16 protein-coding genes, 2 pseudogenes and 1 riboswitch are annotated in these 22,389 nt (G+C 42.2%); of the genes and pseudogenes, 11 read left to right on the top strand and 7 right to left on the bottom strand.

Translation table 11 applies throughout. The features are described 5' to 3' along the window. Nucleotides 1-24: 24 nt before the first annotated feature. From catA to F995_RS11580, 3 genes are all read right to left on the bottom strand, one after another. Entirely contained in the window at nt 25-945 is a 921-nt protein-coding gene (gene catA / locus F995_RS11590) for a catechol 1,2-dioxygenase (protein ID WP_004647038.1), read from the bottom strand. A 154-nt stretch (nt 946-1,099) separates the two neighbouring features. Continuing rightward, the gene (catC, locus tag F995_RS11585; protein ID WP_004647036.1) at nt 1,100-1,390 is read right to left on the bottom strand and encodes a muconolactone Delta-isomerase; all 291 of its coding nucleotides are present in this window, start codon (nt 1,388-1,390) and stop codon (nt 1,100-1,102) included. A gap of 13 nt (nt 1,391-1,403) precedes the next feature. Continuing rightward, a complete protein-coding gene (locus F995_RS11580; protein WP_004647035.1) occupies nt 1,404-2,513 on the bottom strand; it encodes a muconate/chloromuconate family cycloisomerase in 1,110 nt (369 codons plus the stop codon). A 115-nt stretch (nt 2,514-2,628) separates the two neighbouring features. Here F995_RS11580 and F995_RS11575 point away from each other — a divergent pair, with 115 nt between their 5' ends. The 3 genes from F995_RS11575 to F995_RS11565 all read left to right on the top strand — a co-directional run bounded on the left by F995_RS11575 (nt 2,629) and on the right by F995_RS11565 (nt 6,603). Continuing rightward, entirely contained in the window at nt 2,629-3,540 is a 912-nt protein-coding gene (locus F995_RS11575) for a LysR family transcriptional regulator (RefSeq protein WP_004647034.1), read from the top strand. Nucleotides 3,541-3,771: 231 nt separating this feature from the next. Further along, nucleotides 3,772-5,145: an MFS transporter gene (locus F995_RS11570; protein WP_004647033.1), complete on the top strand. Its 1,374-nt coding sequence runs from the start codon at nt 3,772-3,774 to the stop codon at nt 5,143-5,145. A 108-nt stretch (nt 5,146-5,253) separates the two neighbouring features. After that, nucleotides 5,254-6,603 carry a DcaP family trimeric outer membrane transporter gene (locus F995_RS11565; protein WP_004647032.1) on the top strand — a complete coding sequence of 450 codons (1,350 nt, stop codon included), beginning with the start codon at nt 5,254-5,256 and terminating at the stop codon, nt 6,601-6,603. A gap of 49 nt (nt 6,604-6,652) precedes the next feature. Here F995_RS11565 and F995_RS11560 read toward each other — a convergent pair whose 3' ends face one another. After that, nucleotides 6,653-8,074 carry an aminotransferase-like domain-containing protein gene (locus tag F995_RS11560; protein WP_004647031.1) on the bottom strand — a complete coding sequence of 474 codons (1,422 nt, stop codon included), beginning with the start codon at nt 8,072-8,074 and terminating at the stop codon, nt 6,653-6,655. A gap of 379 nt (nt 8,075-8,453) precedes the next feature. Between F995_RS11560 and F995_RS11555 the strand changes: the two genes are divergently transcribed. The 4 genes from F995_RS11555 (at nt 8,454) to F995_RS11540 (ending at nt 13,230) form a co-directional block, all read left to right on the top strand. Then, nucleotides 8,454-10,091, top strand: coding sequence for a long-chain-fatty-acid--CoA ligase (locus F995_RS11555; RefSeq protein ID WP_004647030.1), 1,638 nt, complete (start codon nt 8,454-8,456; stop codon nt 10,089-10,091). Between the two features lie 298 nt (nt 10,092-10,389). Continuing rightward, nucleotides 10,390-11,412, top strand: coding sequence for a flavin reductase family protein (locus F995_RS11550; RefSeq protein ID WP_016807072.1), 1,023 nt, complete (start codon nt 10,390-10,392; stop codon nt 11,410-11,412). A gap of 42 nt (nt 11,413-11,454) precedes the next feature. Continuing rightward, nucleotides 11,455-12,621, top strand: a complete 1,167-nt coding sequence (locus F995_RS11545; RefSeq protein ID WP_004647028.1) for a fatty acid desaturase family protein — start codon at nt 11,455-11,457, stop codon at nt 12,619-12,621. Nucleotides 12,622-12,879: 258 nt separating this feature from the next. Beyond that, the gene (locus F995_RS11540) at nt 12,880-13,230 is read left to right on the top strand and encodes a hypothetical protein (protein ID WP_004280391.1); all 351 of its coding nucleotides are present in this window, start codon (nt 12,880-12,882) and stop codon (nt 13,228-13,230) included. 81 nt (nt 13,231-13,311) lie between these two features. On the opposite strand, the gene F995_RS11535 is transcribed toward F995_RS11540, so the two are convergent. Continuing rightward, the gene (locus tag F995_RS11535; RefSeq protein ID WP_004647026.1) at nt 13,312-14,022 is read right to left on the bottom strand and encodes an HAD family hydrolase; all 711 of its coding nucleotides are present in this window, start codon (nt 14,020-14,022) and stop codon (nt 13,312-13,314) included. Between the two features lie 292 nt (nt 14,023-14,314). Here F995_RS11535 and F995_RS11530 point away from each other — a divergent pair, with 292 nt between their 5' ends. The 4 genes and pseudogenes from F995_RS11530 to uca all read left to right on the top strand — a co-directional run bounded on the left by F995_RS11530 (nt 14,315) and on the right by uca (nt 20,579). After that, nucleotides 14,315-15,208: a LysR family transcriptional regulator gene (locus F995_RS11530; RefSeq protein ID WP_004647024.1), complete on the top strand. Its 894-nt coding sequence runs from the start codon at nt 14,315-14,317 to the stop codon at nt 15,206-15,208. Nucleotides 15,209-15,415: 207 nt separating this feature from the next. Further along, a riboswitch (guanidine-I (ykkC/yxkD leader) is annotated at nt 15,416-15,529 on the top strand. A gap of 29 nt (nt 15,530-15,558) precedes the next feature. Further along, nucleotides 15,559-16,296 carry an urea amidolyase associated protein UAAP1 gene (locus F995_RS11525; protein ID WP_004647023.1) on the top strand — a complete coding sequence of 246 codons (738 nt, stop codon included), beginning with the start codon at nt 15,559-15,561 and terminating at the stop codon, nt 16,294-16,296. Nucleotides 16,297-16,307: 11 nt separating this feature from the next. Next, nucleotides 16,308-16,958, top strand: a complete 651-nt coding sequence (locus F995_RS11520) for an urea amidolyase associated protein UAAP2 (RefSeq protein ID WP_004647022.1) — start codon at nt 16,308-16,310, stop codon at nt 16,956-16,958. Between the two features lie 4 nt (nt 16,959-16,962). Continuing rightward, nucleotides 16,963-20,579 (top strand): annotated as a pseudogene (gene uca / locus F995_RS11515) (urea carboxylase). A 23-nt stretch (nt 20,580-20,602) separates the two neighbouring features. Here the strand turns inward: uca and F995_RS11510 are convergent. Further along, nucleotides 20,603-22,246 (bottom strand): ATP-dependent nuclease, encoded by a 1,644-nt coding sequence (locus F995_RS11510; protein WP_004647018.1) that lies wholly within the window; start codon nt 22,244-22,246, stop codon nt 20,603-20,605. A 19-nt stretch (nt 22,247-22,265) separates the two neighbouring features. Next, nucleotides 22,266-22,389 (bottom strand): annotated as a pseudogene (locus F995_RS16385) (IS5/IS1182 family transposase); the annotation flags it as partial.

Below are 22,389 nucleotides of genomic sequence, written 5' to 3'. Positions count from 1 at the left end.
AGTCATATCCCGCTTCTTAATGTATTAAGCGCTAGCGCGGCGACGATCAACTTCAGTAGAAGGCGCGTCTTGTTTCTCTTTCACAAGTTCAATATCAAATTGAATGTGTTTGAAAGGACCGTTCAGACCACGTTTTGTAATTTCAGCTTCATCAGTCACGTCAACCGCAGTTGCAACCAAACCTTCACGAGTCGCGAATGCAAAGTCATCCCACAGGTATTGGTCGCCTTCAATGTTGAATTGAGTAGTCAGCTTTCGGTAACCCGGTGCAGATACGAAGTAATGTACGTGTGATGGACGGTTACCGTGACGGCCTAATTTGTCCAGTACAAACTGAGTTGTACCTTCTGGAGGGCAGCCATAACCCACTGGCATTGTCGTCAATGCAGTATATTGACCATCGGCAGCGGTAATGATGCTGCGACGCAAGTTAAAGTCAGACTGTGACTTGTCAAAGAATGAGTAGTTGCCCAGGCTGTTCGCATGCCAGATTTCAACTTTGGCACCTTCAACACGGTTGCCATCAGTATCAGTCACTGTACCTTCAATGATCAGCGTCGGGATTTTGCCTTCTTCAGAACCATCATCCATACGTGCAAAGCTTACATTTTCAGGTGCGCCAGCTACATAAAGTGGACCTTCAATCGTACGTGGCGTACCGCCAGTAATGCCTGCTTTAGCATCCGCTTCATCAGCACGTAAATCTAGGTAATGCTCCAGACCCAAACCTGCAGCCAATAAACCTACTTCGTTCGCTTGACCGGCATCAGTAAAGTATTCCAGGCCTTTCCACAGTTCTGATTGGGAAATATCAAGATCTTCGATAGCCTGGAAAAGGTCACCCAATAAACGCACAACAACTTGTTGTACACGTTCATCTACAGGACCTGTCGCTGTATCAACGTTCATTTGCTTAACTAATGCATCAATTTCTTGGCGATTCATACTATTGCTCCTAAAGTATGTCTTTCATCTTTTAGTGGCGCACTTTTTTAGCTTTCATTGGCTGGCTAAATCTGGCTGGCCACAATCCTTGTTGAGGTACCCTCTGTTTTCGATTTGGAAGGGGAATCCGGTGACTCCCAATCCGCTCATTCAATCAACTGTCGTCATCTCGAACTGAAGATGGGTGACGGTTTAATGCCATTACTTCAATGTTCATATAAGGATAGAGAGGCAAGCCTTGTAACAGGTTGTGCAACTCTTCATTGCTTTCAACATCAAAAATACTGATGTTTGAGTACTGGCCCGTGATGCGCCAGATATGACGCCATTTGCCTTGACGCTGCAATTCCTGTGAATAAGCCTTTTCAACAGCCTTAATTTCGTTTGCCTGTTCAACTGGCAGATCACGTGGAATGTTTACATCCATACGTACGTGGAAAAGCATGGGTTTCTCCTAATTACTGACGACGCAAGTTGTCAATCTTGTTTTCATCCAACTCAATCCCCAGACCTGGTCCTTTCGGAATCTCAAGTTCAAAGTTTTGATAGTTGAGTGGGGTTTTCAAAATATCTTCAGTCAGCAGTAGAGGACCAAACAGCTCGGTACCGAACGCCAGACTTTCAAAAGTAGAGAACACATGTGCCGAAGCAATCGTGCCCACCGGGCCTTCCAGCATGGTGCCGCCATACAGATCAATACCTGCAAGTTTGGCAATCTTGCCTACTTCGCAACCTTCAATCAGGCCACCCGACTGGGCAACTTTGACTGCAAATACAGAAGAACCGTTTTGTTTGGCAATCTCATACGCTGAGTGCGGGCCCATTAACGATTCGTCTGCCATGATGGCAACATCAAAACGTCGGGTCAGACGGCGCATAGCGTCCAGGTTATCAATTGCACATGGCTGTTCGATCAGATCAACACCGCCATCTTGCAATAACTGGATGCCTTTAATCGCTTCCAGTTCTGACCAGGCACGGTTCACATCGACACGGATCGAAACGTCTTTGCCTAAGGCTTTCTTAATTGCCAGCACATGTTCAACATCTTCTTCTACCGGACGAGAACCGATTTTCAGTTTGAAAATGTTGTGGCGTTTTGCCGCAACCATTTTCTCTGCTTCAGCAATATCTTTTTCGGTATTGCCAGAAGCCAATACCCAAAGAACTGGAATACTGTCACGTAAGCGGCCACCGAGGACTTCGCTTAATGGCAAACCTAAACGTTGTGCCTGAATGTCTAAAAGTGCAGTCTGAATCGCACATTTAGCAAAACGGTTACCATTAATATTCTTTTTGATTGCTTGTAATGTCTGTGCAACATTTAAACCGGATAATGTTTTTAAAAGAGGCGCAAAATAAGTTTCAATATTTACTTTTACGCTTTCCGGGCTTTCATCACCATAACCTAAGCCACCGATAGTTGTTGCTTCACCCCAACCGATGTAACCATCTTCAGTGGTGATTTTGACCAATACCAGGGTCTGGGTTTGCATCGTCGCCACTGCCATCTTGTGAGGGCGAATGGTTGGAATTTCTACCAGCAAGGTTTCAACTGACTTATACATAATACGGGTTCACATTCTTGCTTTAATGCTTTGACTTGATATACCTTAAAAGAATAATGTTGATTGGTCTAAGATCGATTTAGCATTTTTTTATACTTTAAAGGTATTCAGAGCCATGGAACTCAGACATTTACGTTACTTCGTTGCCGTCGTCGAAGAACAAAGTTTTACCAAAGCGGCAGAAAAACTGTTTATTGCTCAACCACCTTTGAGCCGACAGATCCAAAATTTAGAGCAAGAGCTCGATATTCAGCTATTTGAGCGTGGTAGCCGCCCGTTAAAAACCACCGAAGCCGGTCAATTTTTCTATCAGCATGCTGTTAAACTTTTGTCTAATGCTGAAGAAATAAAATCGATGACCAAACGGATTGGAATTGCTGATCGCACCATAACCATCGGTTTTGTTGGCTCTTTATTGTTTGGTTTGCTGTCACGGATTTTATTTTTATTTAAGCAGCAGCATCCTTATCTCAAAATCGAGATGATGGAAATGAATACCTATGAACAGATTCAGGCGCTGAAAGAAGGAAGAATTGATGTCGGTTTCGGCCGTTTAAGAATCTCGGATCCTGCGATAAAACGCGTGTTATTACGTGAAGAACGCCTAGTGGTGGCGGCTCATTCAAGTCATGTACTGGCTCATCGTGAAGATATACATTTATCTGAACTGGTCGATCAGCATCTGTTCTTATATCCGAATACTGGAAAGGCAAATTTCTCTACCCAGGTGCGTGGCATATTTTCCGAGTATGGTCTGGAGCCGAAAAATATCCGGATTGTCCGTGAGTTACAGCTGGCACTGGGCTTTGTCGCTGCCGGAGAAGGCGTCTGCATCGTACCGGAAAGCGCACAAAACATTAAATTGGCCCATCTCAACTTTGTACCTCTAGCAGATGCTTTTGCGGTGAGCCCTGTCTTTATGGCCATGCGCAATATGGATGAAAGTGAATACATCCGTTACCTGTTTGATGCTGTGTATCAAGTCTATGATCTTGAAGCTCTAAAATACGATCGATCGGTATTTTAATCGCTAAAAATCGTGTGAATGATATAGCACTAAAAACCGATGAGGATGCGATAAAAACAAGCTGTTTTTAAAAACATCATGATTGAATAATATATTTATTAATTAATTGAATAGTTTAATTTTGACCCAGACCTTATAGGTATAAAGCCATGCCTATTCAGTTTTAGACATTTTTTCCTATTTTCTGCATTGTGAGCAGCATAAGTTGAACTTCACAATTAGGAGGTGGAGATGTCTACAAATAAAGTGAATATAAATACGCTGATTGATGAAGCAAAATTCACACCCTTTCATTGGGGTGTTTTGATCTGGTGTTTGCTGATCATTATCTTTGACGGTTATGACCTGGTCATCTATGGGGTGGCATTGCCGCTACTGATGCAAGAATGGTCGTTAAGTGCAGTGCAAGCGGGAATGCTGGCCAGTACTGCCTTATTCGGGATGATGTTCGGTGCCATGAGTTTCGGTACTTTATCCGATAAACTCGGCCGTAAAAAAACCATCATGATCTGTGTGGCTATTTTCAGTGGATTTACCTTTATCGGTGCCTTTGCTACATCACCAGTCGAATTCGGGATTTTACGTTTCCTGGCTGGCCTTGGAATTGGCGGTGTCATGCCTAACGTCGTGGCATTGATGACCGAATATGCGCCTAAACGCATCCGCAGTACATTGGTTGCCCTGATGTTTAGTGGTTATGCCATTGGCGGGATGACTTCTGCACTATTGGGTGCATGGTTGGTGCCACAATTTGGCTGGAAAATCATGTTCCTGCTTGCAGGCGTTCCATTGCTCATCTTGCCGATTCTATGGAAATATCTGCCAGAATCCCTGATGTACTTGACCAACAAACAACAGACGGCTCAAGCACACGATATTATTCAAAAGATCTCTCCAACACAGGTCATCACCAGTGACACCCAATTTGTACTGAATGAAGTACAAAAAGGGGATGAGGCGCCATTAAAAGCACTCTTTCAACAAGGCCGTAGCTTCAGTACCTTTATGTTCTGGCTGGCATTCTTTATGTGCCTGTTGATGGTCTACGCATTGGGTAGCTGGTTGCCAAAACTGATGATTCAGGCAGGTTACTCGCTGGGTGCAAGTATGATCTTCCTGTTCGCCCTGAATATTGGTGGAATGGTAGGTGCAATTGGTGGTGGATATCTCGCAGATAAATTCCATATCAAAAAAGTGCTGACCATTATGTTCTTATGTGGTGCCATTGCATTGATTCTGCTTGGTTTTAACAGTCCACAATTCGTGTTGTATACCTTGATTACTGTAGCAGGCGCTGCAACGATTGGCTCACAAATTCTGCTCTATACTTTTGTGGCGCAGTATTATCCATCGACGGTACGTTCTACCGGTATGGGCTGGGCATCAGGTATTGGACGTATTGGTGCAATTGTTGGGCCGGTACTCACTGGTGCTTTATTAACCATGAATTTACCGCATCAAATGAACTTCTTTGCAATTGCGATTCCTGGCGTAATCGCTGCGCTGGCAATTTTCCTGGTGAACTTAAAAACTTCCGTAGATGGCCAAGCCCTTGCAACACCTGATGTGAAGCCGAATCCATTGGCAAAAGAAGTGACACATTAAGTTAGATTTCAATCAATAAAGATAATATTCCCAATGATATAGATCGCCATCGTAACGGGTGGTGATCTGTTGCTAGAATCGAAACGCATAATAAAAAGCGAGTTTAGGATGAACACGACACAATTATTTAATCAACCAACAATCACATTCAAACGCACAGTTCTGATGAGCATGATGGCAATGAGTTTAGGGGGCATCAGCTTGTCGACTCAAGCACAAACCATAGCTCAGTCGAATCAGCAGGAAATTGAACAACTTCGCCAAGAAGTTCAGGCCTTACGCGCACTGGTTGAGCAACAGCAAAGACAGACGGCCGTGGTCACAGCACATGTTGCAGCAACACCCGCCCCAGCAAGCAAACCTGTCATGAAAATTGCCAGTGGTGCCGAATTTAATCTTTATGGAAATATTCGTGCCGATGCCTCTTATCAGGCTGAAGGTGGTTCAGCAGCACGTATGTATAACCAGATTAACGCTGTACCTTTAGAAGGTGTCGGTGAGCGTAGTGATGAATTTAAATCTACTCTGGCTGCAACCCGTTTAGGCATGGATTTTAAAGCACCAGTCGGTGCTGGAGATAAAGCTTTAAGCGGTAAAGTTGAAGTGGATTTTCTGGGCGGCGCAAGCTTTGATAACTTGCGTATCCGTCATGCTTATATCAGCTATGCCAACTGGTTGATCGGTCAAACCTGGTCGAACTTTGCAGTGCCAGATTATATTCCGGAAACTGTAGATGCATTGGTTTACGCTGGCGGTTCAATTAAACGGACGCCACAAGTTCGTTATACCAGCACAATCAGTCCTGAAACCAATCTGGTATTTGCAGTAGAAGATCCTAAAGATGCAACCATTACTGGTATTAAACAGCGTCTACCTGCTTTAACAGCACGTTTAAATCATAAATTTGCTGATAATCTTACAGTCAGTGCCCGTGCGATGGGGAATGAAAAACGTGTCAATGAAGATGAAAAAACCGCATGGGGTGTAGGGCTTGGTGCCAAGTATGATGTTGTTCCGGGTACAACGCTCAAAGCTGACTATTACCATGTTAAAGGCGATAGCAGCTTTGTGTCTTATGCAAATACGGGTGTGATTACCGCTGCAAATGGCGATTTATTACAAAGCGAATTTGATTCAATTTCAGTTGGCCTAACCCAGCAGTTTAATGACAAATTGCGCGGTACATTGGGTTATGGCTATATGAATTTTAGTAATGATCAAGACTATGTTAATGCACTAATCGCCTCAACTCCTGCGGATGCGACACAATCTAATGCGACCAAGGCTAATAAAGACTTATGGCAAGCTTGGGCTAACGTGTTCTATAGCCCAACCAAGCCTTTAAGTTTCGGTCTGGAATATGTATATGGTGAACGTGAGGCATTAGGTGCAGCCACGAATGGCAGCACTAAAGGTGAAGATAACCGTATTAATGCGGTGGCTATTTACAACTTCTAAGACTTCTTTTGCATAAGATAGTCTGATCTGTAACAGAAGCGTGGATGAATTAATCCGCGCTTTTGCTATTTTGAAGAATGGTTTCTGCCAGCAGATTGACTGCATCTTCAATCTGGGCTGTCCATTCAAACGAACAATTCAGGCGAATATAATGTTGGCTTGCAGGCTCAGGCTTAAACAGCAGTGCAGGGGCAATTGAAATATGTTGTTGAAGTAATTGTTCATAGAGCTGCTGGGCATCGACTTCTTTAGGCAACTCAATCCAGAGAAAATAACCACTGGAATAATAGTAAATTTCACAGATGCTTCCCAAACGCGCTTTGAGTTCCTGATAAAATTTCTTTTTATATTTTTCCAGATGCTGCCTTAAATGCCGCAAATGTTTTTCATAATAATGATGTGAAATAAATTCGACCAGCGCATTTTGAAGTAAGGGACTGACCGTTAAAGTGCTCATGAGCTGTAAGTGCTGAATGGCATCGGAAAATGGGCCGGCATACACCCAACCGACGCGTGCACCCATCCCCAGCGTTTTCGAAAATGAGGCGCAGTGCAAAACCATCTGATGCCGATCAAAATATTTAACGGGTAGCGGTTTGGATGAACCATAATTTAATTCCTGATAAACATCATCTTCGATTAAATACACCTGATATTCATACAAGAGTTCCGCAATTCTTTGTTTGATTTCAGAACTGACGGTAAAGCCAATCGGATTATGGGCATTCAGCATCAGCCAGCACACCTTGATCGGATACTGTTTTAAAGCCTGTTCAAATGATTCCAGATCAAAGCCAAACTGTGGATGTTCCGGAATCGTAATCACCTGTAATCCCAGACGCTCGGCTGCCTGCCAGGCACCATAAAATATGGTTTGCTGTAGCAGAATAAAATCACCGGGTTGGGTTAAGGCCTGTAAAGACAGATTCAGTGCTTCTAGTGCGCCGGATGTAATGACAATGTCATCTTGATTGCAGGTAACTCCTTGTAATTGATAACGGTTAGCAATCAGTTGCCGCAAGTTCTGATTGCCGGGCGGCATATGATTCTGGTTGTTATAACTGCTTTTTCTTTTGGCCTGCTGCGCCAGAATCTGCATAAATTTGGCGTTATATAACAGTTCTGCATTGGGAAAGGCAGAACCAAAAGGCACAATCTCTGCTGACTGAGTCGATTTTAAATAATTAAATACCACCGAATTGATTTGAATTTTAGGATTTAAACCAATCTGGGCGGACTGTTTGCTATTGAGCAGCGCTTGAGTGTGTTCTGCAACGTAATAGCCCGATTTGTCTTTGGCATAGACCAGACCTTGTGCTTCAAGTTCCTGGTAAGCATTGAGTACCGTCATCAGGCTATAACCAGATAATTGGGTCTGTTCGCGAAGTGAAGGCAATTTTTCATGTACCTTCCATATGCCGTTTTCAATCATCTGACGAATATTCTGTGCCAGTTTTTCAGACTTATACATACACTTTCTTGAACTAAAACTGTTCTAATTATTTTGATTTATAGCATATTTTAAGGTGTTTAATATAACAAAAGGGAGGAATAGGATTATTGTCATTCTATTTTTTAAGCTTGAGTCTTGATGTACGACAATTAAAGTGAAAACCAGGTCTCAGATTTTCTGGGGAAATTTTATCTATACCTAAATTGTATTCCCATTTTTATACGCCTCAGTCACTTGGCTTAATTTGTCACAATTCGATACTTACAAAGTTAGATTTCCTTGCTAAATTCGATCCACATGATGATAAAAAGTAAGTTAAGGTTTCAGATCGAGCCATCATGCAACTATTACAACGATACGAAAATACGGACCAATAACAAGCACAAAGGAGTGGAGAATGCTCGGAAATATGATGTTTCAGCCTTTACTGATCAGCAGCATGATTGAACATGCAGGACGCTATCATGCCGATACCGAGGTAATTTCCAAAAATACCGATACCAGTATTACAGTGACCAATTGGGGAGAAATTCATCAAAACTCGAAATGTTTTGCCAATGCATTACAACAACTCGGCTTGGCGCAGGGAGATCGGGTCGCGACCATTGCCTGGAATAATCATCGCCATTTAGAGTCTTGGTATGCCATTTCTGGCAGCGGCCTGGTCTGTCATACGATTAACCCGCGCTTATTTCCGGAACAGCTCATTTTTATTATTAATGATGCTGCGGATCGCGTGGTGCTGTTCGATAAAACATTTGTCCCTTTAATTAAAGCCGTGAAAGCGCTGTTGACCTCGGTCGAGCATTTTATCTGTCTGGATGCAGCTGATCCGGCAGTTAGAGAAGCGATTCCAGAAGTACAATTTTATGATGATCTGATTGCCGGCCAAAATGCAGAATTTGAGTGGCCAACACTTGATGAAAACTCGGCAAGCTCTCTGTGTTATACATCAGGAACCACGGGAAATCCCAAAGGTGTGCTATTTAGCCATCGATCTACGGTATTACATAGCTATGCCATCATTTTACCTGACTCCTTAAATGTCTCGGCTGCCGACATTATGTTGCCTGTGGTGCCGATGTTCCATGTAAATGCGTGGGGCACTCCGTATGCCGCTGCAATGGTCGGATGCACTTTGGTTCTTCCTGGACCGGGTCTGGATGGTGCCAGTCTAGTCAACCTGATTGATACTTATCAGGTTTCGGTAGCACTTGGTGTACCAACCATCTGGCAGGGGTTGATTGCCGCCGCAAACCAGTCAGGTTCCAAATTGGAAAGCCTAAAACGAAATGTAGTGGGTGGATCGGCATGCCCACCGGCGATGCTAAGAGCGTTCAAAGAACAGTTTAATTGTGAAACGATCCATGCCTGGGGCATGACGGAAATCAGTCCATTGGGTACAGCGAATCAGCTCAAGACCAAACATTTGCATCTGTCTGATGAAGAAAAATTACAGATTCGTCTATCCCAAGGTCGTCCACCATTCGGGGTTGACCTACGTTTGACTGATGCAGAAAAAGGGATGCATGAAATTGAACGTGATGGACAGACCACAGGAAATTTACAAGTGAAAGGGCATTGGGTCATCAGCCATTATTTCGGCAAAGAAGAGTCTGCACTGACTGCTGACGGCTGGTTTGATACCGGCGATATTGCTACGCTGGATCAGGATGGCTTTATGAAACTCAGTGACCGTTCTAAAGATCTAATCAAGTCTGGCGGAGAATGGATTTCATCGGTGGAGCTGGAAAATATTGCCATGGGACATCCGGAAATTGCGATGGCTGCCGTGATTGCCGCCCAGCATCCTAAATGGGATGAGCGCCCGGTATTGATTGCCATTAAAAAGCCGGACAGCCAGCTAAGTGAAACTGATCTGCTGGATTATTATGCGGACAAGGTAGCCAAATGGCAGATTCCAGACCGAGTCGTATTTGTTGATGCGATTCCACTCAGTGGTACTGGTAAAATGCTGAAAAAAGATCTGCGTGAATTATATGGGACTATTCTTTTGGAGCAGGCAGCAGGTTAAAGCGTCATTTAATCTGAAAATCCCTACATGAAGTCAAAAAACTGATCTCGAATAGAGGTCAGTTTTTTTATGTACAGGCTAAGCAGCGTTGTCTGTTTAAAAATGCTTTTTCTCAATCCATATAGTCTTGATCGATACTTTTAGATGATATTGTCCGACAAAAAGTCATATTATATGGCTTAGGCACATAATTTGACCTGTATTGACATGGTCTGAATGTGAGAATTCTTTATCCTGAGCAATATAATAATTAGACAGTTGTACATTAATGAAACTGTCTGCGGATAAGGGGATAAAAATGACAAGCATGCCAACCTATCAGCCGCATTGGATCCGGGAAGATTTCATTGATTTTATTGGTGAAAAAATCCATCCAACTTGGGCAATCAAAAAAGTTAAGGCTGCCGTTATGGGCATTCAAGCCATCAGCCCTGACTTTTTCAAAATTCACTTACGTCCAAATCATAATTTTAAAGCCAAGTCATTTCAGGCCGGCCAGAATATTGCAGTGACTGTTAGACTCGATGGCATACGACATCAGCGACATTATTCTGTGGTGACGGTATTGAAAAATGGTGATCTGATCATTGCGGTTAAACAGCAGGGTAAAGTGTCACGTGCCTTAAGTCTGATGCAAATTGGTGCGGTGGTTGAAATATCTCAGCCCCAAGGTGAGTTCACATTGCAAAAATCCACCCAGCCGATTTTATTCCTGGCTTCAGGTAGTGGTATTACCGCCATTTACTCCTTGCTGCAAAAAGCAGTCATTCAGTCTCTGGAACAGATCGACCTGATTTATTTCACTCGAGATGATGCCTTTCATGCTGAACTGAAAACATTGGCTCTTATGCATCCAAACTTGAAATATCACCATTTCAATACCGTGGAACACCAGCAGCATCTGACGCAGAGCTTATTGCAAGAGCTGGTGCCAGACTTTGCAGAACGAAAAATTTATGCTTGTGGCTCCGCCGGGATGATGAAGGCCGCACTTCGCATCGTTGATAAACTGGAATTGAAATCCAATTTTCATTCGGAATATTTCCAGATTGTGGTCGATGAAAAAATTAAAGCACAGCCGGTACGGTTTTTAAGATCGCAGCAGGAATTTCAAGCCCAGTCCAACTTACTGGAAAGTGCCGAAAAATCCGGCTTGAGACCAGCGCATGGCTGCCGAATGGGTATCTGCAATACCTGTTCCTGTACCAAGGTCAGTGGTTCGGTACGAAATGTCCTGACCGGTGAAATTGATCATGGTAATAATACCCAGATCAAACTGTGCATTTCTCAGGCAGTGAGTCCTGTGGTGATTAATTTATAAACTATTGATAAGCCATTAATTAAACTATAAGAAGGTGCTCCCATGAATATGCAAATTGATTTTAAACGACATAGCAAAAGCCAATTTCTTAGTCCTGAACAGATTGAGGAATTCGGTGCCAAAGTCGATGCGATCCGCCGCGAGGTCATGGATGATCTGGGGGAAAAAGACGCCGAATATATTTATAAAATCCGCAACTTTGTCCGCTATAGCGAAATTGCCTCACGCGGCATGCTGATGTTTGCCGGTTGGTTGCCACCGGTATGGCTGGCGGGGACAGGTCTGCTCGGTCTTTCCAAAATCGTGGAAAATATGGAACTCGGTCACAATGTCATGCATGGCCAGTTCGACTGGATGAACGATCCGAGTCTGAACGGTGCGACCTATGATTGGGATACGATTTCAACCGGCGATGACTGGAAATATACGCACAACTATATTCATCATACCTATACCAATATCGTCGGAATGGATCATGATGTCGGTTATGGTCTGATTCGGGTCAGTGAATCGCAAAAGTGGGAACCACGCTTTCTGTTTAATATTCCACTGGGCATTCAGTTAATGGTATTTTTCGAATGGTATGTTGGCTTGCAACGCCTGCATCTGGAAGATGTGATTGCTTATAAAACAAAGACCTGGAAAGAAGTCTGGGAAGAGGCAGCACCTTTGCGCCAAAAAATGCGCCGTCAGGTGTTAAAAGATTATGTATTTTTTCCGATCATTGCCGGGCCAAATGCCATTCCGGTATTTACCGGAAATGCGGTGGCCAATGTGATTCGCAGTCTATGGGCTTCTGCCGTCATTTTTAACGGTCATTTCACTGAAGATGCTGAAACCTTTGAAATGGACAATACCGACAATGAAACCCGTGCCGAGTGGTATTTACGCCAGATTCGCGGTTCGAGCAATTTTAGTGGAACAACTTGGCTACATATCTTGAGTGGTAATTTGAGTCATCAGATTGAGCATCATCTATTCCCGGACATGCCCGCCAATCGCTATGCGCAGGTTGCGCCAAAAATCAAAGCGCTCTGTGCAGAATATGGTATTCACTATAACGAAGCCAGCTTCATGAAACAGTTTTCTACAGTGTGGGTAGGTCTGGCTAAATGTTCTCTACCGAATCACTGGACTGAGCAGGTGGTTGAAAAAACCCATGCTGCCAAATCTGTATTCAACTACTTTAAAGCGAAACTATTGTCATAATTTTTAAGCTTTACTTATTCACCATTTTGGTACTCCTCAATAGATTTGGATGGTCTATTGAGGAATTTTTTTTAAGTTTTATCAGATTTAATATCATTAGAATAATCCTGTTATGAATAAAATATGGATACAGATTTCAAAAAATGACGAAAGCAAAACAGATCCAGTACTGCTGAAACGCTTTGCCTACAACAACCTGCTTCAGCTCTAAAGGCTTCTCTCTATAATGGCCGCGTCGTTACACTCAAGGTCTCAGTTTTGAAACATCTTAAATATTTTTCAGCAATCCCATTATTAGTGCTTTTAACTGCTTGTAACACCACTGAAGCGCCAGCACCAGATTATCAGGGCAATTGGAAAAACACCGTGGAAAATCCAAAACTTGAAAATATTCTGGTTATTTCTAAAAATGGTGAAAATTATCTGATTACCAATACGATCAAAGATAAGGAAACCGGTAAAACCGAGAAAAAGAATCCAATGCCCGCTGCAGTGAACGAAAATGGCATGCTTCAGTTGAATGCAGGTGCAGGTATGGTCGATTTCGCAATCGATGAGAAAACCGGAAATCTGGTCGGTTCAGGCTCAATCTATAAAAAAGCCAAATAGTCAGCGAGAATTTTACGCACAAGATAAAATCAAAGATGTCATGTGAAAGGACAGAGCATGACATCTTTTTTTAGGAATGCTTTATGGAACGAAACTTAATAATTCAGCAAAATCTTCGACATAATAATTTGCTTTGGCTTTGATCAAATCTATTTCATGAGCGGAGTGCTGGTCATAAATTGCCACTACCTCGATGCCCGCATGATTTGCTGCTTCTACACCGACTAGAGAGTCTTCAATAATTAGACATTCCTCAGGTCGAAGGTTAAAGGCTTGCAAAACATTCAGATAAACTTCGGGATGCGGCTTAATGTTCTGGACATTTTCACGTGTGAGAATCAAGGCAAAATCATCCTCAAAGCTGATTTTAGAATTAATATTTCGATTGTTATCCTGATAGCGCTGTACATTGAATAAACTGGTGGTGGTGGTCAAAGCCAGAGATATCTGTTGCTGTTTTAAAGCCTGAATCAGGAGGTCTGCCTGAGGTTTTAACTCGACGATATGATCCAGAAAATGTCGGGAAATTGTATAACGACGATTTTTTACTTCTTCTTTAACTGGTTCAAAATCGTATTGTTCTTTTAAAAATCCACAATATTCCAGATAAGGATCTGGTCTATGTCTCAAGGCGGTAAGTTGAAGATCGCGCTGTTGCTGAATCTCATGTAAATCGACTTTTCTGTTGGAGAGCTCATCAATCAGGGCTGCATCGACCTGATTCCAGATGCCTACAGAATCAATCAACGTACCATCCAGATCAAAACAGACCAGCTTTTTATCCTGAAACATATAAGATTTCTCTGTATTTTTACCATTTATTGGGTGTGGCTGAGTATATCGCATACGATTTAAATGTTTAACTGACCTGAGCAAACCGGGCTGGAAATTTTGCGTTGAGGTACTTGTTGAGGTACTTTTTAATGGATTTATTCATCTGGCAAAAGTATTTTTTTCGGAAAATTACAGCGAGTTTAATCCTGAACATAGTTGCGAAGTGTTATATTTTAATCTGACCCTCAATAGACTTATGCGGATGAAAGACCTGTCCGAATGAGGAGAAAGTTAAAGGAAATGTATTTCTGTGTTTGAACTTGACTGTAAATTGCTCAGTATTTTTTATTATGTCTATAAATTTAAAAACGTATCCCAGGCAGCCGATCATTTAGATATGAGCCAGCCTGCGGTGAGCAATCTGCTGAATAAAATTCGCCAGCATTATGGTGATCCTTTATTTTTACGTATTGGCAATGAAATGCTGCCGACAGACCTGTCCAAACAGCTCTTTCCCTTGGTCAGCGAAGCACTGAGCAAAGTTGAAGCAATCAATAATTTTACGATCAATTTTGATCAGGTCACTTCACAGCAGCGCTTTACATTGGCGATGACCGATGTATCGCATCTGGTGTTATTGCCGAAAATTTCCCAGTATTTGAAACAGCATGCATCCCATATCCGTCTGAATGTGCGTCCGATTACCTCGGAAACCAGTTATCAAATGGCCAATGGTGAGATTGATCTGGCTTTGGGCTTCTTGCCAAATCTGGAGAATGGCTTTTATCAGCAGAAACTGTTTGAGCAATATTATGTGGTGATCGCGGCGAAAGACCATCCGCGCCTGACCGGTGACAGCATCACGACAGAAGAGTATTTACGTGAAACCCATATTGATATTGATGCCGGGATGGGGCATTACCATATTGAAAATGAATTGCTGAATCTGGAACTCAAGCGTGACATTCTAATGCGTCTGCCAAGTTATCTCGGGGTAGGACTGGTGGTACAGGAAACCGATGCGATTGCGACCGTGCCTTATTATTTGAGTGAAGTCCTGTTATCACGTGGCAATCTCAAGATTTTTGAGGCACCGATTGCTTTCCCGACCTATTCCGTAAAGCAGTATTGGCATATGTCTTGTCATCATAAAACCAGTCATCAATGGTTACGTAATATGCTGCATGAGATTTTAAGTAAATAACTCTACCGCTTAAATAGTTTGATTGAGTTCTCATCTCTAGATTTTACAATTCCCGGTACAAGCCGGGATTTTTTTATTTTGGTACATCTTGATGCCTTTTTCAGAGCCTTGCACCTGAAGTAATCAGTTCCATCTCAAAAAAAAGTATTACGAATATAAAAAATAGTATTACCAGTTTGGCACGTCCTTTGCATCTATCTACATCATCATAAAGTGATCTAGGGTTCCGATACATGAACATTCATGTAGGTCTGCGACCGAGAGTTCACGGCTAGGTTTGTTCAAACCCAAGCTACACGGAGGGATAAAAGCCCGGGAGGTAAACCGTAAAAAGATTGGGATGGATGCAAATGAGCACAATAACTTATCACGAAGATCAAGTCCTCTGGACTGAACGTTTACCGGGTGGACACCACTGGTCAGCACGCATTCAGCGTGGCGCAGTTTTACAACTCAAATCTTTAGGCGCGAATGCCAATGTTTCACTGTTTTGTGTAAATAGCGAAGACAAGCTTGAAGCCTATAACATGCCAGACAGCTTAAAAGCACAACACACGGCATTTTTAAGTACAGGGCATATTTTAGCGTCTGATTTAGGACGTGCGATGATCTCGATTGTCAAAGATGACCACGGTTGGAATGATGCCTTTTGTGCGCCAAGTACCGCACCGCAAATTGGAGCACAGTTTGGTACGAAGACCTTCCAGGATGCCCGCAACGACATGTACCGCAATGCTAAAGACAGCCTACTTTTAGAGATGACCAAATTTGGTTTATCTGCGACGGATCTGAGTAATACCTTAAACCTATTTTCAAAAGTTGCACCGGATGACAACGGCAACTTGTCTTATGTCGTATCTGATAATACCGATCAAGTGATTGAACTACGCTTTGAAATGGATTGTTTGGTGTTTTTATCCAGCGCACCACATGCACTCGACAATTCTAATGAATATGCACCAGCCGATATTCAGCTCTCACTCTTTAAAGCACTGCCTTTAGGCGACACCGATGTCTGCCGTGACTCATGCCCGCAAAATCAGCGTGCGTTTCAAAATAATAACCGCTACTACGCTTTAACTGCTTAAGGGGAATGATCATGACTGCACTCGTAAATCTAGAAAAATCAGTACTTAGCGAAGTTTGTCCTGCCGGTGAAGCATGGATGTGTGAAGTCAAAAAAGGCCAGTATTTCCGTATTGTTGATCTTGAAGGTAATCAAGCGGTGGATACTTTGTTTATTTCCGCACATAACCCTGAAGAGCGTTATAGCGCAACCGATACTTTGGCGATGAACCGTCAAATTTATCTAGAAAAAGGTACGACTTTATATACCAACTTTGGCAATAAAATTGTGAGTATTCATGATGACAACTGCGGTCGCCACGATACTTTAGGCGGTGCATGTTCATGTGAAAGTAACACAGTCCGTTATGCGCATGATAAATATCCAATGCACAGTTGCCGTAACAATTTCATGATTGCATTGTCACAACATCCGATTGCGAAAAAGCATGGTCTGAATGTGCGCCATATCGGTCCAAATATTAATTTTTTTATGAATGTACCTGTAACTTCAGATGGTCACCTGAAATTTGATGATGGGATTTCTGCACCGGGCAAATATGTGGAAATTAAAGCTGAGATGGATTTGATTGTGTTGATCTCAAACTGCCCACAACTGAATAACCCATGTAATGCCTATAACCCAACAAAAATTCAACTGATTGTCCGTGAAGGCGAGGTATAAGACTATGACTTTAAAATATGGGTTTAATAAAGTTCTCATCGCCAACCGTGGTGCAATTGCTTGTCGTGTCATCCGTACCCTTAAAAAATTAGGCATCCAATCGGTTGCGGTGTATTCGGAAGCAGATCGTGATTCCTTGCATGTGACTTTAGCTGATGAAGCGGTCTTTATTGGTGATGCACCTGCAAGCCAAAGCTATCTGAATGTCGATAAAATCTTAGAAGTGGCCAAACATACCGGTGCGCAAGCGATTCATCCGGGCTATGGATTCCTGTCTGAAAATACCGAATTCTGTAATCTCTGTGAAGCACAAGGCATTGTGTTCTTGGGCCCAAATGCCGAGCAAATGAAAGCATTTGGTCTGAAACACACTGCACGTGAATTGGCGATTCAAGCCAATGTACCGTTATTGCCAGGTAGCCAATTATTGGCTGATGAAGCTGAAGCCCTGCTTGAAGCTGAACGTATTGGCTATCCTGTGATGCTGAAAAGTACCGCAGGTGGTGTATTGGCATGCGTTTGGTGTGGAATGCGGAGGAGCTGAAAGAAGCTTATGCAACCGTGTCTTATTTAGCGCAAGCCAACTTTAAAGATGCAGGTTTATATCTCGAGAAATTTGTACAAAATGCCCGTCATATCGAAGTACAAATCTTTGGTGATGGCAATGGATTAATCTTAGCACTCGGTGAGCGTGATTGTTCGGTACAACGTCGTAACCAAAAAGTGATTGAGGAAACGCCTGCACCACATCTGAATGATGAACAACGTGCTTATATCCAAAATGTCGCGATTCAATTGATGCAGTCGGTGAACTACCGCTCGGCAGGTACGGTTGAATTTGTGATGGATACTGACACACAAGAATTCTACTTTTTGGAAGTGAATACCCGTCTACAAGTGGAACATGGCGTTACTGAACAAGTCTTTGGTGTCGATCTTGTGGAATGGATGGTGACCTTAGGCAGTGGCGATTGGGTTGCACCAACATCAAAACTTGAGTCGCAAGGTCATTCGATTCAAGTGCGTCTTTATGCCGAAGATCCAATCAAAAACTTCCAACCAAGTGCAGGACTTTTGACGCATGTTGAGTTCGATGCCAACGCGCGTAATGAAACTTGGGTAGAAACAGGTTCAAACGTCTCATCTTTCTATGACCCGATGATTGCCAAAATTATTGTGACTGCGGATGATCGTGATTCTGCAATTCAAGCCATGACAGTTACGCTCGCTAAAACCCAAGTGGCGGGCATTGAAACCAACCTTGAATATCTACAAAACATTATCGACTGCAATGTCTTTAAAGCCGGTACGCAAACCACACGTTTTTTAAATACCTTTGAGTGGAAAACTCAAAAAATTGAAGTGCTACAAGCGGGCATTCAAACCGCCGTGCAAGATGTGACAGGACGTTTAGGTTACTGGGATGTTGGTGTTCCGCCATCAGGTGCGATTGATCCGCTGTCTTTAAATGTTGCGAACCAACTGTTAGGCAATGCACCAAATACCGCAGGGCTCGAATGTACCTTGCAAGGCCCAAGCTTAAAATTCCATTGTGATAGTCAAATTGTATTGGCAGGTGGTGATATGCCATCGACGTTGGATGGTGTGTCTGTCCCGATGTGGCAGACTGTGAATGTGCGCAAAGGTCAGGTACTCAAATGTGGCAAGATCGCCACAGGTTGCCGTACTTATATCGGCATTAAAGGTGGTCTGAATGTGCCTGAATATTTAGGCTCACAAGCGACTTTTACCTTGGGTCAGTTTGGCGGTCATGCGGGGCGTAATTTACTGATTGGCGATATGCTTCCAATCACGGCATTTACATCTGATGACGTGAAAGCCTTAATAGAAGATCAAATCCCAACATTTTCCAATTCTTGGGAAATTGCGGTGATGTACGGTCCACATGGTGCGCCTGATTTCTTTACCAAAAACGACATTGATACCTTCTTTGCCAACGAGTTTGAAATTCACTTCAACTCCAGCCGTACCGGAATTCGTTTGATTGGTCCAAAACCAGAATGGGCTCGTCAGGACGGTGGCGAAGCGGGTCTGCATCCATCCAATATTCATGACAATGCCTATGCCATTGGGGCGATCGATTTCACTGGTGATATGCCAATTATTCTTGGGCCTGATGGTCCAAGCCTAGGTGGTTTCGTGTGCCCTGCGGTGGTGATCAATTCTGAATTATGGAAATTGGGTCAGCTCAAAGCCGGTGATAAAGTTAAATTTGTGCCTGTGAGCTACCATCAAGCCAAATTGCTGAATGAAAAATATCATGCGCAATTAACTGCTCAAGATACACAAGCAGTCACCTTTGATGAATCGTTCTATCCTGAAATCAGCACACTGAAATCTGCCATTTTAGATACGTTAAAAGGTCAAAATGGCACTCCTGATGTGGTGTATCGCCCTGCGGGCAATAACTATATGCTCGTTGAATATGGCGAATTGGTTTTAGATTTAAACCTACGTTTCCGTATTCATGCGCTGATGCAATGGGTCAAAGATCAAAATATTCAAGGCATTATTGACCTGACACCGGGTATTCGTTCACTGCAAATTCATTTTGATTCGACTCAGCTCGATCAAATTGATTTATTGCGTATGCTTCAAGTCGCAGAAGAACAACTGCCTGATGTGACCAAGATGCAAGTGCCATCACGCACCGTGTATTTACCGCTTGCGTGGGAAGATTCACAAACCCAACTCGCAACAGAACGCTATATGCAAACTGTGCGACCTGATGCACCGTGGTGTCCTGACAATATCGAATTTATCCGTCGTATTAATGGCTTAAAAGACAAACAAGCTGTGAAAGATGTGGTCTATAACGCCAGTTATTTGGTCATGGGCTTGGGCGATGTGTACTTGGGTGCGCCTGTGGCAACGCCACTTGATCCGCGCCAGCGTTTGGTCACCACCAAATATAACCCTGCACGGACATGGACACCTGAAAATGCTGTGGGTATTGGCGGTGCGTATATGTGTGTCTACGGTATGGAAGGTCCGGGTGGCTATCAGTTTGTCGGTCGTACTTCGCAAATGTGGTCACGCTACCGTAAAAACCCTGATTTTGAGCAAGGTATGCCGTGGTTACTGCGCTTCTTTGACCAAATTAAGTTTTATGAAGTGTCTGAGGCTGAACTGATGCAGATGCGTGAGGACTTTAAAGCAGGGCGTTTAAAATTACGCATTGAAGATGGTGTATTGAATCTAAAAGAATACAACGACTTCTTAACTGAAAACCAAGAATCTATTTCGGCATTTAAAGCGGTGCAACAAGCCAACTTTGATGCAGAGCGCCGTCGCTGGCATGAAGCAGGTCTTGCGGAATATGTCTCTGAAAGTCTAGATGCTGTGGATGATGGCGAAGGTGTTGAAGTGCCTGAAGGTGGTTGTGCGGTGGAATCGCATATGCCAGGTTCAATTTGGAAAATTGAATGTCAGTCAGGCGATATTGTGGAAGAAGGTGCGACCTTAGCTGTGATTGAAGCGATGAAGATTGAGATACCAATTATGGCACCTGAGCGTATGCGTGTGGATGCAATTACCATTGAAAAAGGGCAGACGGTAAAAACGGGGCAGGTGTTGTTTACGTTGGCGCCAGTGGCTTGATGAGATAGGAATAAAAAGACCGCTTAAGCGGTCTTTTTATTTGGTAAAGGGTTTTCAGAAATAATGTGTTCGAAAATTTTTTTACATAGTTCTTTGGCAGATTCGGTTAATTCCCATTCAACATGATCCATAACCGTTAGAACTAAGCGACAAAATTTAAGTTTTTCTTTAATAGTGCCTGATTGATCAGAAAAACATTTTTTAGGCTTGTCATCAGTGGTTCTAGGATTACCCACTCTAATTTGGTCATCAAGAATTTTACCAATACCATTTTTTGCATGAAAATAATCATGTTCTTCTATTAGAGTGACAATATCAAAACCTTCTTTGGTATCTGCTTGCATACCATCCATGGATAGATGATTGGAAAGAGCATTTCTTTTTGTCTCATCATCCTGAAAAGCACCATTTAAGCCTAAAAATTTAATACGGCAAGCATGATAAATAATGTTTGATGGCAGGGTATTTTCAGTTTCTTTACACTCTAAAAGGAAAAACTTTTCTCCTAGTTTTTCTTCTAAACTTGTAGCTCTCATGCCTTTATTTTTAGTTTTAATATCACCATCAGCTATAAGAAACACACTACTAGAAGTTAAGAGAGCGTTCATACCGCAATCATCTAAATGATCAGTAAATTCGTCACTAAAATCCCAATGCGTTAAGTTGCTACCAGCATATTCTACAAATGTGTAATGGTAATTCGGCATTAATCTTTGAATATCTGATGACCTAAATTTATATAAATCTAAATTATTAGGTTTTCCTTCAACCACTAAAGTTTCTTCTTGTTTTAATACATCTAAATATTTCTGCATATATTTAGTGATATACAGTCGATCTGTAATGCCTTCCACCCAAATCGTACAGTTAGCCAAATAAATAGAAGAAGGACGTACACCTAATGAAGCAAGTAAGTCACGATCTCTGTCACAACGATGAATTTTAAAATCAAATTTACTTGGATTATCTACTTTGGGTTGCTTTACAAATTTCTGAATCATGACTTGATCAGATTCATCAGCCATATCGAGTAAGTGGTTTGAGTGCGTTGTAAAGAAATAATAATGAGGTGTTTCGTTTAAGTAGAAATTCATCAATTGACGAACCATACCAGCATGCATGTGAAGTTCAGGTTCTTCTATAAAAAATGCGTGCGGTTCTGGGTAACCCTCGTTATCTTTGCTTTTTATGTAGGCTTCATATGTCAAAATAATTGCTTGTTGCAGGCCGTCACCTAATTGAGAGATAGGAAATTGTTTATCTTTTCCAATTTTAATATTCACAACATCTTGATCGTGTTTAGGTATGAGTGAAACAAGTTCATTATCAAAAAAATATTGGCTTAGTTTTTCTTCATAACTTTTGATTAAATCTCGTTGTTCAGGCTCGCCTAACAAATGGATTTTAAGTTCATGGTATAGACATTCACCTGTAATAATATTTTCAGAATTAAATTGAGTTGTATCCGAAAAATAATCTTTTTGGGCACGCTCAATGTAAGGTTGTTTATTTTCAAGGTTGGTAACAGGGCGCATCCCTCTCAATATAGGAATATATAATTTCCCATGTTTAAAATTTTCTTGTAGTTCAATTCTTGCAATTTTATTATCTATTTTCGAAAATAAATCTTCTAATTTTTCTTTAGAATTACTAGGGTCTGTTGACATTTACTGTTCATAATTAACCCTATAAAGGTAGCCATAAAAATATACAGGCTAAAGCAACAGAACTTTGATAATTTCTTTTGAGCTTGTCATATCGAGTAGCTATTCCTCTAAATTGCTTTAATCTACAAAACATATTTTCAACT

It is taken from the genome of Acinetobacter sp. CIP A162 (assembly GCF_000367905.1).
GTDB classification, from domain to species: Bacteria; Pseudomonadota; Gammaproteobacteria; order Pseudomonadales; family Moraxellaceae; genus Acinetobacter; species Acinetobacter lwoffii.
The sequence above is the reverse complement of the archived record's forward strand: the minus strand, read 5'-3'. Positions and strand labels throughout refer to the sequence as shown.